The organism is Clostridium algidicarnis DSM 15099 (genome assembly GCF_002934235.1).
GTDB classification, from domain to species: domain Bacteria; phylum Bacillota; class Clostridia; order Clostridiales; family Clostridiaceae; genus Clostridium_L; species Clostridium_L algidicarnis.
Map to the genome: position 1 here is coordinate 256,244 of NZ_PTIS01000002.1, position 12,146 is coordinate 268,389.

Sequence of the window (12,146 nt, forward strand, 5' to 3'; positions counted from 1 at the left end):
TATGACTATGGTTTATGATAATAGACCTGCACTAAGGATATAGATTGTGTATTTAGTGAAATAAACCTAAAGCTGAACAATTATTGGCTATGAAGATATTAGCTGCAAGACCGGAACCAGCCAAAGGTTTTGTAGATGCATATATATTATGTAAGGATTTAAATATAACAACTAAAGTAGAGCTATTAAATATTTTTGAGGAACATATATGGTTAACTCTTATAGGAGAAATACAGATGAAATTCATTAAATACTTAGGAAATGTAGATGAATTACTTAGAGAATGGAAAAGTAGGAGACTTAGTTAAAAGACTTCTACTTTTTTCATTTTTAAATAGCAAGTGGGTCCAGAAAAGCATGTCCTCAAAAGGAACCCAGGGTAGAATAAAATGGAAAATTGCGCTTAAGCAGAAATATTAGCAATCGCTAGTAGCAAGAGTGTCACCTTGTTCCCCCCAGTAACCCAGGGTACCAGTAAATTTCGCTATTATACAACGAAATCCATTTTTGCAGTGTATTATGAGCTTTAATTCCATATTTCGCACATAAATCTGTACAGAGGCTTCACCACTTAGATACTTCTCAACCATCGTAACCTTGAATTCTTTTGGATAGGATTTATTTCTTGATGATGGCTGGAATGCAATTGCACCTTGTTCTTTATAAATTGTGTTTTTGTTGATTTTAGGCTTTCATAGGGTTGCAAAGTAGAAAAAAGGGTGTGGGGTTTTGCTGATAGAGTTTAACAATTTGGTAAAGGCGAGAATCGAATGGCGAAATATAGAAAGTTATAAAATGATAAATATATGATATCAAATCTGAACTTTAAGTATTACTCTTAGTACTTTTGGTATTTACCTTGAAGAGAGAGCGTGATAAAATAAGAGTACAAGAATTGAAGTTTTAGATGAGGAGGTACTTGATGGCGATAAGTTATAACAAGCTTTGGAAATTACTTATAGACAAACAAATGAGCAAGGTATATCTAAGAGATTCTATTGGTATGGGACCAAGTACGCTTGCAAAGTTAAGCAAAAACCAAAGAGTAAGCTTAGAAGTTTTAGAAAAGATTTGTAAAGAGTTAAATTGCAATTTTGGTGATATTATTGATTTTATAGAAGAGTAAGGGGTGGGTTCGTATATGTATTCAAGTTATCAAGCTAAATATTTTAAAGAGCAACTCACTCTTAAGAGACCAAGTAACTCTATTGAAAATTTAGTATCCGCTTTGGCGGGGGCAAGAGTAGATTTAAATCCACATCAAGTTGATGCAGCAATGTTTGCTTTTAAATCGCCGCTTTCACAAGGGGTGTTATTAGCTGATGAGGTAGGTTTAGGAAAGACAATTGAAGCAGGGATAGTATTGGCTCAATATTTTGCTGAACGTAAACGAAAGATATTATTAATTGTGCCTGCTGCACTTAGAAATCAATGGCTTTCAGAATTAGATGAGAAATTCTACATAAAGTCAATCATTTTGGAAAGTAAAAACTTCAATAGATTAAAAAAACAAGGTATGATGAATCCATTTGAACAGAAGGATTCTGTAGTGATTTGTTCATATAATTTTGTAGCTAGTAAGCAATTTGAAGTTTCAAAGGTTAATTGGGATTTAGTAGTTATTGATGAGGCTCATAGACTTAGAAATGTTTATAAAACAAATAATGTAACAGGAAGAAAGCTTAAAGATGTATTAAACAATAGAAGAAAATTGTTGTTAACAGCTACTCCACTTCAAAATAATCTTATGGAACTATATGGACTTGTAAGTATTATTGATGATCGGGTATTTGGTGATGCTAAAACATTTAGAGACAAGTATATAAATGTAGACAATGAGATGACGAGGAATATTTTTTTGAAGGCAAGACTACAACAGTTTTGTAAGAGAACATTAAGAAAACAAGTAGTAGAATATGTACCTTATACTAAGCGAACTGCCATTTTGGAAGAATACACACCATCTATTGAAGAAGAAACATTATATAATGAAGTTTCAGAATATCTACGTTCACCGGTTTTATATGCTCTACCTAATAGTCAGAGAACACTTATGACTTTAGTTTTAAGAAAGTTATTGGCATCATCATCATTTGCTATTTCTGGTACATTAGATTCTTTGATTTTAAGACTTCAGAATATGTTAGCAGGTATAGATAGTGAAATTAATTTAGATGATTATGATACATTAGATGAGTTATTGGAAGAACTTGATTTAGCAGGAGAAGAGGATAAAGTAGATGCTATTAAACAGCACTATGCAATTAGTGAAGAACTTGAAAAATTAAAGTCATATGCTAAGCTTGCAAAGAGTATTAAAAGAAACTCAAAAGGGGAAAATTTATTGACAGCCCTTGAAAAAGGTTTTAGCAAGGCTACAGAGTTAGGGGCATCAAAGAAGGCTGTAATATTTACAGAATCTAGAAGAACACAGGATTATTTATATAATCTTTTATCAGCAAATGGGTATGAAGGTAAAATAGTATTCTTAAATGGAACAAACTCTGATGAAAATTCAAAAAGAATATATAAAGAGTGGATTGAAAGACATAAAGGGGAAGATATAGTTTCAGGATCAAAGCAAGCAGATACCAAAGCAGCTATTGTAGAAGAGTTTAGAAGCAAAGCAGAAATATTGATTGGTACTGAAGCTGCGGCTGAAGGTATTAACTTGCAATTTTGTTCACTGCTTGTAAATTACGACTTACCGTGGAACCCTCAAAGGATTGAGCAAAGAATCGGTAGATGTCATAGATACGGTCAAAAAAATGATGTTGTTGTTATAAACTTCTTAAACAATAAAAATGATGCTGATAAGCGTGTTTATGAATTGTTGGATCAAAAATTCAAGTTATTTGAAGGATTATTCGGTTCTTCAGATGAGGTATTAGGGAGTATAGAATCTGGAGTAGACTTTGAGAAAAGAATATCTGATATCTACCAAAACTGTAATACAGCAGATGAAATTAGAACAGCTTTTGATAAACTGCAAGAAGAATATCGAGAGCAGATAAATGAGAAAATAATTAATGCAAGGCAAACACTTCTTGAAAACTTTGATGAGGAAGTAAGTAGCTTATTAAAAATAAGAAATAGTGAAACAAATAGTAGTATTAGTAAATATGAAAAATGGATTTATTACTTTATGCTATCGCAGGGTAACAACAACATAAAAGTCATTGATGATACAAGATTCCAGTATATAGGCAAGGAGTATTCTGGAGCATATAATTTAAACTGGAAAGATAGTGACAATAGAAAAGAGATATTCTTAAGGCGTGAACACCCTTTGTGTCAGAAATTTATTGAGCAATGTGACCAAAATGAGTTGAACTTAGCTGAAATAACATTTAATTATTCACAGTCAGGAAGGAAAATCAGTTTTATTGATACCTTGATTGTAAAGAAAGGCTGGATTTCAGTATCGAAATTGGTTAATAATAGTTTTGAAGAACAGGAGTATCTTTTAGTATCAGCAATTTGTGATAATGGAGTAGAAATTGAAGCGGATCTTGTTGATAGATTAATGGCTTTAGAGGTATTATCAGTTAAGAATGTTGAATCAAACATTATAGAAAGAATTGTTAATCATCAGAAACAACTGGAACTGCAAACAATTAAAGATATTGAAATGAAGAATAAGGAATTTTTCTTGCAAGAATGTGCAAAATTAGATGAATGGAGTGAAGATTTAAAGAATAATCTTCAAGTAGAAATTAAAGATATCGAAAAACTTATTAAAGAGAAGAAAAAGGAATTTGATAATAGTATAGATCTTGACCTTACGCAGATGTTGGACAGAAAAGAAGAACTAAATAAGTTAAAACGTCTTCGGGATAAGAAAAGGCGAGAGCTTTATGATGAAGAAGATAAGGTTGATGAGGAAAATGATAGGCTACAAGCTCAAATGAGAAGTAGAGTTAAAGGGTCTACACAAGTAAAACAATTGTTTACAATAAGATTTGATATTAGATAACAAATTAGGAGGATATACATGCAAAAATTAGAGCTTACATGGATAGGAAAAGGGCAAGAACCAGAGATAGAGCCACGTATCTTGGTGCACGATAAGGAAAAATCCTACGGTGATGAGAATACGGAGAATATGTTAATTCATGGAGATAACTTACTTGCATTAAAGGCGTTAGAACAAGATTTTGGAGGGAAAATAAAGTGTGTTTATATTGATCCACCATATAATACAGGAAATGCTTTCGAACACTATGATGATTTTCAAGAACATAGTATTTGGCTAAATTTAATGTATGATAGGTTGAAAATAATTTATAATTTGCTTTTAAATGATGGATTTTTATTTTTACAGCTTGATTCAAATGAGGTGCATTATTGTAAAGTGATTCTAGATGAAATATTTGGAAGGAAAAATTTTGTAAATCAGATTTCATATGAGCGTTCTGCGGTAAGTGGTATAGGCCAAGGGGCTTCAATTGTTAATACAGGTGAATATATATTAATTTATAAAAAAAATGATGGGGAATTGAATAATATAAATAGTTATGTCAAATTAGATTTACCTACTATGAAACGATATAATAAAGTGCTTGAAAATGAAGGGGATAAGATACTTATTAATGAATTTATTTCTAAATCTAATGGCGAAAAGGTTAAAATATTTAAACATGAAAATTTTAAAATAAGGAGTATTTCATTTAGAGGTTATGACAAAAATATTAATGAGATTGATAAAGAATATTTTGAGAACTACAAAAAACTATTTAGAACTTTCTTAATCCAAAAAGAAAATTCCTTTCAACAAGACATTATAAAAGATATGGATAAAGATTGTTTATATTCAATTGAATATATTCCATCAAGAGGAAAAAATAAGGATAAGCTTACTAATTTGTATTATTCGAATAAAGAATTAGTTGGATGGCTTAAAGACAGTGCAATATATGAAAATAATACTATTTTAAAATCTTCAAAACTAACAAATATATGGAGTCATGCGGAAATTCCTAAAGCGGATTTACCCAATGAAGGTGGGATATCATTTCCAAGAAGTAAGAAACCAGAGCAACTTATAAAGAGAATTTTAGAGTTAGCTACTAATGAAAATGATATTGTGTTAGATTCATTTTTAGGTTCTGGAACAACAGCAGCCGTTGCACATAAGATGAAACGTAGATGGATAGGGATTGAGCTTGGTGAACATTGTTATACTCATTGTATACCAAGATTACAAAGAGTTATTGATGGAGCAGATCAATATGGTATTTCTAAAGCTATTACCTGGAAAGGTGGCGGTGGATTTAAATTTTATGAGTTAGCTCCTAGTTTGTTAAAAAAGGATAAGTATGACAACTGGATCATTGATCAAGACAATTATAATGCAGATATGCTTGCAGCAGCTGTAGCAAAGCTAAATGGGTATTTTTACAATCCAGATAAAGAAGTGTTTTGGAAACAAGGTAAAAGTACAGAATGTAGCTATATATTTACTACCACACAATATGTTACAGCACAGTATTTAGAATCTTTAGCAAATGAATTAGATTTTAATGAAAGACTTTTAGTTTGTTGCCCAGCATTTGATAGTGGATTAAATAATAGTTATGATAATATTACAATTAAAAAAATACCACAATCAGTTTTAAATAGATGCCAGTTTGGAGTTTCTGATTATAATATGAATATTATTAGTGATGAAGAATTTAAGGAGTATGAAGATGAAGTTTAATACTAAACATATTATTAACGCATTAGATTTAAGGGATCCTCAAACAGAAAGTTTATTAATTTTCGAAAAGATATGTGATGCTTTAGAATTAAAAAAGGATATTGATTTAAACCTTGAATTACAAAAGATAAAGAGTATTTGTCCTACGTTAACAGATTTTGAGAGAGAATTTCCCTCAATTTGTTTTGCATTGGCAACAGGTATCGGTAAAACGAGATTAATGGGGGCTCTTATTGCCTATCTACATTACGAGAAAGGTGTCAATAATTTTTTTGTAATGGCACCTAATCTTACAATATATAACAAGCTGAAAGATGATTTTGGAAATCCAGCTCATCATAAATATGTATTTAAGGGATTAGATGCTTTTGCTAATTCACCAAGGATTATTGATGGAGATAATTATGAAGAATTTAGGCAACAATCATTTTTACATGGACAAATAACAATTAATATATTTAATATTTCAAAATTGAATTCTGAGTCAAAAACTAAAGATAATAAGCCAGCTAGAATAAAACGACTAAATGAAGTATTGGGACAGTCTTATTTTGATTATCTTAAAGAACTTCCTGATTTATGCATAATGATGGATGAAAGCCATCATTATCATGCTGATAAAAGTTTTGATGTAATCAATGAACTTAAACCTATATTAGGAGTTGAATTAACTGCAACGCCTCAGATTCAAAAGGGAGCTAGAGCGATTACTTTTAAAAATGTTGTGTATGAATATTCTTTAGCTCATGCATTAAATGACAAAAGGTATGTTAAAGTTCCTGCGGTATTTACTAGAAAGGATTTTAATCCAAGTGAGTATTTGCCAGAAGATTTAGATAAAGAAAAGCTTAATGATGGAATAAAACTGCATATTGATACAAAAGAGGTATTGGATACTTATGCTAGAATGCATGGAAGAAAAATAGTAAACCCTTTTGTATTAGTAGTAGCGAAAGATACAGATCATTCAAAGCAAATAATGGAGTATATTTGTTCAAAACAGTTCTTTAATGGGTATTATAATGGGAAGGTTTTGGAAATAAACTCAGTACAAAAAGGTTCAGAGAAAGATGAAAATATACAAAAGTTATTAACCCTTGAGAATCCTGATAATGAAATTGAAATTGTAATTCATGTTAATATGTTAAAAGAAGGTTGGGATGTAAGTAATTTATATACCATCATACCTCTTAGAACATCGGCATCTGAGACTCTGACAGAACAGACCATAGGAAGAGGGCTTAGATTACCTTATGGTAAGCGTACAGGTAATGAAAAAGTAGATAGACTATCAATTGTAAGTCATGATAAATATGAAGCAATTATCCATCTAGCTAATGATCCCAATTCATTAGTACGTAAAGTATACTACATTGATCCAGAGGAAAATAAAGAAAACGAGCAAAAGGAAACCATAGAATTGCCATCTTTATATGATGAGATGACCACTAGCCAGTCGTATATAGAACAAATTTCAATGTATATTATATCTTCTGAACCTAAAATAGTTGCAGAGAAAGGAAATATTGCTTCTTACATTGCTAAAAAAGTAAATGTCACAACTATGGAATTAAGTAAGAGAGTTAAAAACATAGAAGAATTAAAAACTCCAAAAATGCAACAATTAATAAAGTCATCAGTAGTAGAATTAACAAAAAGAGAATTTGCCAATATCAATTTAAAATCTGAAGATATTTTAAATGTAGTTGAAAAAGTTGTAGAGAACTGCATTCAAGCATTAACAGATGTAGTAATAGCAATTCCACAGGCAAATGTACAGCCTATTGTAGAGGTTAAACAAGGATTCTATGAATTTAATTTAGATACGAAAAATATGAATTGGCATCCATCAAATGATATCTTAGTGGGACAAGAGCTGCAAGAGGATGGAAAGGTAATTGAGGTGGATACTTCATTTGCAAATGTCAAAGATACGGATACTGCAGAGAATGCAATTATAAAACATTTAATTTTACATGATAATATTGACTATTTTACTTGTGCAGATTTGATGTATAAATTAATAGAACAATTAAAAATACACTTCTTAACATACTTAAAGAATGATGAAGATGTTGCTAAAGTACTAGTGCAACGTAGACGTAGTATAGCGGATAATATTTATGCACAAATGAATCAACATTTTTATAAAGAAGAAACGGTATACAAAGCTACCTCAATGAGGCCTTTTAGTAGAATTGAAGTTGGATTTGGTGGTAAATATGTTTCTGATGATGTTTATGAATATACTGCAAACATTGCACCAAGTGAGATAAGAAATAAGATATTTAAAGGTTTCAAGAAAAGTTCTCATACAATGTATAAATTTGATAGTAATACAGAGAGAATATTTGCAACTGTACTTGAAAGAGATAGAGTTGTATTGAAGTGGATGTGCCCTAACATCAAACAATTTAATATATACTATGATAGAGATAGTGAAAGCAGATATCAACCAGATTTTGTTGTAGAAACAAATACAACTATATATATGCTAGAAATTAAAGATAGCAGAAGGTTAGAGGATCCTGTAGTAGTTAAAAAGGCAAAAGCAGCAACTGAATATTGTAGAGCAGTTACAGAATTTAACTTAGAAAATGGCGGTAAACCTTGGGAATATGGAGTGATTTCACATGATGAAGTACACTTGAATTCCAGTTTTGACTATCTAGTTAAGAATAGAAAAAAGTATGAACAATTAACTTTACAAGTCTAGTGTTGGACTAGCATTACTCAAATAGCAAAAGTCTCACCTTGTTCCCCTTCAGTACCCGAGGGTACCAGTAAATTACCAGGTAAAAGCATTTCATTAAACTAAAACTTAATGAAGTGCTTTTTTATGAGCGTTCATGTTATAAGTACTGAATTAGAAAAGCTGTGTGGAAATAAGATGGGGATGTTTACTTATAGTCCTGTTATTTGTGGCGTGGAGAAGGGGTTTGAGGTAAAGTATGATGTTGAGGGGGTAGGTGGATATTTTTAAGTTTTAGATTAAGATAAATATAAATCTAGGAGCAAATCTTATTTGAAGAAAAAGAAATGTTTTGAAGAATAACAGATAAGTTACAAGAAATATAAAGAGTAATATGTAATATTGTGGTATAATAAGGGTGGACTATTTAGGAAGAAAGAAATAGGCTTTTCTTATTATTTTTTTGTAAAGAATCTATTATAGTGGGATTTTTACATGGTGGTTATGTCTATAATATGTAGCTTAGAATTAGTAATATATAATGACGTATATGAAAAACTAAAATAGTAAAGTAAGCTTATATTTAATTTTATAAATATAAGCTTAGAAGAAAAAGAGGGGATTTAATGTATTCTAAATGGAATAAAATAGATCTACATATACATACAGATATGTCTAAACAAACAAAACCTAATGATTATAGTGGAACTTTTTCAACTGAAATATTATACAAGAAAATTAAAGCCAATAAAATCGATTTAATATCGTTGACAGATCATAATATAATCAATTGTTTAGCATATGATGAGCTATCTAAAAAAGATATTAATTATCTAGTCGGAGTAGAGGTGGATATTTCTATATCAGAGGAGAATATGATTAATTATGTAAAGAACATAAAAAATAACTCACTTGAAAAATTCAAGTCCAAGCCTTTTCATGCTTTGATTTTTTTCAGTACAAAAGATCATAATCTTATATCTGAAAAACTTGAAAAAATGTATGAAAGTATTAGTAATAGCAAACTTAAAAATATAGTTAATTTAACGAATGAAAAAATATACAGGGTTACTACTATAAATTATTTAGTTAAACATTTTTGTGACGAAGATTTTTTTATAATAGCACATGGAAATAAAGATAAGGGTATTGTAAAACCATATAATGAAGCAGAAAAGATTGATGATGCTCAAAAAGAAATCCTAATTGGTGGAATATCAGCTTTGGAAATGAAAAGTAATGCTAATATGCAAAATGTAATAAACCACTACAACGAAGGTTTTAAAAAACTTATGCGTGAAGATTTTAAAATAGCGAGGACAACTGCCTACGTAGTCTTTTCTGATAATCATGATTGTGAAAATTATAAACTAAGAAATATGCAGACATGGATCAAAGGGCAACCAAACTATGAAACCTTAAGATTAGCATTCTCAGATCCAGAAAGTAGAATACATACTTCAGATAGGGAACCAATTGTAAATGCAAATTACATTGAGTCTATTTCTTTTAAATTAAATAATGGGCAGGAGCAAATTCTAGAATTATCACCTCAATTAAATGTAATAATTGGTGGACGGTCATCAGGAAAAAGTTTATTATTTAATACATTAATTAGCATGAATAATGAGTTTACTGAAGATGATAAAGAATTATTTAAAAAGAATTATAGTGATATGATTAATAAAAAAAGTACTAGTGTTAAGCTAAACATTGGGCAATATTCAAGTTCTTACTCATTACCTGGTGAATCATTTTATCAAGAAGCTATTATTAAGCTTTTTGAAAAAGAAAATGATTTGAAATCTAAACTTGAAAATGAATTCTTAGAAATTAGTGATATTGATATTAGGAAAATTGAAAATGAACTTGATGATATGGTTTCTGAGTTTAATAACTCATATAAAGAGTATTACCATGTTGCATCAAAGCTTGATAAAGGTGATATAGAGGAACATATAAAAATTGTTATAATAAATTCTAATAAATTATTTGAATTAAATTTAAATGATTTAATTGTTAAGAAAGATTTAAATGAATATGATTTAGCTATAGAAAAAATAGAAAATTTCAGCATGAATATTGATGAAATTAAAAAAATAAAAATAGAAGAACAATCAATATTTAATGAAAATGAATTAATTTTATTGAATAATGTTCTTACTATGTTGCAAGGTAATAAAAAGGATATTGAAGTAAAGAGAGATAAAGAAGAGGTTAAAATTAAATTTAAAGAATATTTAAAGGAAATAAATAGCGAATATGTAGATAATGAGTTATCTACAGAAAAAAAATTAATTGAACAAACTAAGAATAAGTTAGGTCAAATGATTGATGATTATGAGATGTATTTTAAGTCAAAGTTAAGGTTGAAAAAGGTTTGTGAAAAAGTTGAAAAACTAGATATGAAAATTGAAGATAAAATAAATACAAAATCTAAGTATAAATTTATAACAAAAGTAAATTTAAATATTAATGGTAATACGATTGTTGATGAATTTTTTAAAGATAAAATAAAGAATTATAGTGATAAAAAGAGTTTATTTGATAACATGCTGTTATTCGCTGATATTTCTATGGATGAAATCAGATTAAAACAAATGCCTACAGATGGTAAAAGTCCAGAAAGACTAAAAGAAAAGATGAGTATTTATATTAAAAATATTAAAAGTAAAAAAACATATGAGATAGTTGAATGCTTAGAAGGTGGACATGAAGTAAGTACATTATCAACATCACAGGGGAAAAAGGCTTCAATTTTCTTAGATATAAAGTTAAAAAACATGAGTAGTAGTCATGAAAAAAGTGTACTATTTATTGATCAACTTGAAGATAATATCGATAATAAATTTATTAGTGAAGAATTAGTTTCATTAATCAGAAAATTAAAAAGAAAAATGCAAATCATTTTAGTAACACATAATCCAAGTATTGCAATATATGGAGATGCAGAAAATGTGATTATATCAGAAAACAATGGTAATGAATTTGTTTATAAGCAAGGTGGATTGGAAGATATAGCAATAAGAGAAGAGGCATGTTCTATTTTAGATGGTGGAGAAGTTGCATTTAAAAATCGCATGGATAAATATAATATTGCGATATTAAAGGAGGAAGTATGATATATGAATATAAATATAAAAGTGGAACCTAATAATAAGCAAATCATAGTAGAATCTAGCAATAAATGCAGTATCAAAAATGAAATTTATAAGTTAGGAGAAAGTATAAACTTAACTGATTTGGTGAAATATATAAGCGATATAAATAACTACATAGAAATTAACCCTGAAAGTTTTGGAGTTTTTAAAAATGAGAGCAAATGTGAGGATAAAGAGATATTAAAAATTACAGAATATATATACAAAGTTTTTGATGCTTATAATAAAAGTTATCAGGAAGTATGTGTAGATAAAGAAACATAAAAGTAAGTAATATACAATAAATATTTGGTATAGAGATTCAAAACACGCCTCATGTTGAAACGAACATATAATAGAAAGAGTGTCACTTTGTTCCCATCCAGTGCCCTAGGGGACCAGTAAATTATAATAAGTGAGTCTAGCAAAGCATGTCCTCACAAGGAACCCAGGTACGCCAAGCAAGGGCGTAAACAATAAAGAGAGCGAAGCTTTCTTTATTACTATATAGCAGGTGTGAATCCTGCATGACAAAGGTTAGCAACCAGTCATTAGTTAGTCTTGGGCTTGTTATAGTGATGTAATAAGTTAAGTGTAGACAAACGAGATACCA

8 protein-coding genes are annotated in these 12,146 nt (G+C 29.4%); all 8 read left to right on the top strand.

Annotation, left to right across the window (positions count from 1 at the left end):
- Positions 1-89 precede the first annotated feature (89 nt).
- The 8 genes from BD821_RS03310 (at position 90) to BD821_RS03340 (ending at position 11,818) form a co-directional block, all read left to right on the top strand.
- Positions 90-308 carry a hypothetical protein gene (locus BD821_RS03310; protein WP_169993939.1) on the top strand — a complete coding sequence of 73 codons (219 nt, stop codon included), beginning with the start codon at positions 90-92 and terminating at the stop codon, positions 306-308.
- A gap of 614 nt (positions 309-922) precedes the next feature.
- Positions 923-1,126 (top strand): helix-turn-helix domain-containing protein, encoded by a 204-nt coding sequence (locus BD821_RS03315; protein ID WP_104409291.1) that lies wholly within the window; start codon positions 923-925, stop codon positions 1,124-1,126.
- A gap of 15 nt (positions 1,127-1,141) precedes the next feature.
- Positions 1,142-3,976 carry an SNF2-related protein gene (locus tag BD821_RS03320; RefSeq protein ID WP_104409292.1) on the top strand — a complete coding sequence of 945 codons (2,835 nt, stop codon included), beginning with the start codon at positions 1,142-1,144 and terminating at the stop codon, positions 3,974-3,976.
- Between the two features lie 18 nt (positions 3,977-3,994).
- Positions 3,995-5,701: a site-specific DNA-methyltransferase gene (locus tag BD821_RS03325; protein ID WP_104409293.1), complete on the top strand. Its 1,707-nt coding sequence runs from the start codon at positions 3,995-3,997 to the stop codon at positions 5,699-5,701.
- Positions 5,691-8,417, top strand: coding sequence for a DEAD/DEAH box helicase (locus tag BD821_RS03330; protein ID WP_169993942.1), 2,727 nt, complete (start codon positions 5,691-5,693; stop codon positions 8,415-8,417). The genes BD821_RS03325 and BD821_RS03330 overlap by 11 nt, the downstream gene beginning before the upstream one ends.
- A gap of 123 nt (positions 8,418-8,540) precedes the next feature.
- Complete coding sequence (locus BD821_RS13375; protein ID WP_169993917.1) at positions 8,541-8,684, top strand: hypothetical protein; 144 nt, start codon at positions 8,541-8,543, stop codon at positions 8,682-8,684.
- A 335-nt stretch (positions 8,685-9,019) separates the two neighbouring features.
- On the top strand, positions 9,020-11,515 hold the full coding sequence (locus tag BD821_RS03335) for a PHP domain-containing protein (protein WP_104409295.1): 2,496 nt from the start codon (positions 9,020-9,022) through the stop codon (positions 11,513-11,515).
- A 3-nt stretch (positions 11,516-11,518) separates the two neighbouring features.
- A complete protein-coding gene (locus BD821_RS03340; protein ID WP_104409296.1) occupies positions 11,519-11,818 on the top strand; it encodes a hypothetical protein in 300 nt (99 codons plus the stop codon).
- Positions 11,819-12,146: the final 328 nt, after the last annotated feature.

What these genes read in the sequence shown, in the direction of transcription:
- BD821_RS03310 (WP_169993939.1), top strand. Translation starts at nt 90, where the DNA reads ATGAAGATATTAGCTGCAAGACCGGAACCAGCCAAAGGTTTTGTAGAT.
- BD821_RS03315 (WP_104409291.1), top strand. Translation starts at nt 923, where the DNA reads ATGGCGATAAGTTATAACAAGCTTTGGAAATTACTTATAGACAAACAA.
- BD821_RS03320 (WP_104409292.1), top strand. Translation starts at nt 1,142, where the DNA reads ATGTATTCAAGTTATCAAGCTAAATATTTTAAAGAGCAACTCACTCTT.
- BD821_RS03325 (WP_104409293.1), top strand. Translation starts at nt 3,995, where the DNA reads ATGCAAAAATTAGAGCTTACATGGATAGGAAAAGGGCAAGAACCAGAG.
- BD821_RS03330 (WP_169993942.1), top strand. Translation starts at nt 5,691, where the DNA reads ATGAAGTTTAATACTAAACATATTATTAACGCATTAGATTTAAGGGAT.
- BD821_RS13375 (WP_169993917.1), top strand. Translation starts at nt 8,541, where the DNA reads ATGAGCGTTCATGTTATAAGTACTGAATTAGAAAAGCTGTGTGGAAAT.
- BD821_RS03335 (WP_104409295.1), top strand. Translation starts at nt 9,020, where the DNA reads ATGTATTCTAAATGGAATAAAATAGATCTACATATACATACAGATATG.
- BD821_RS03340 (WP_104409296.1), top strand. Translation starts at nt 11,519, where the DNA reads ATGAATATAAATATAAAAGTGGAACCTAATAATAAGCAAATCATAGTA.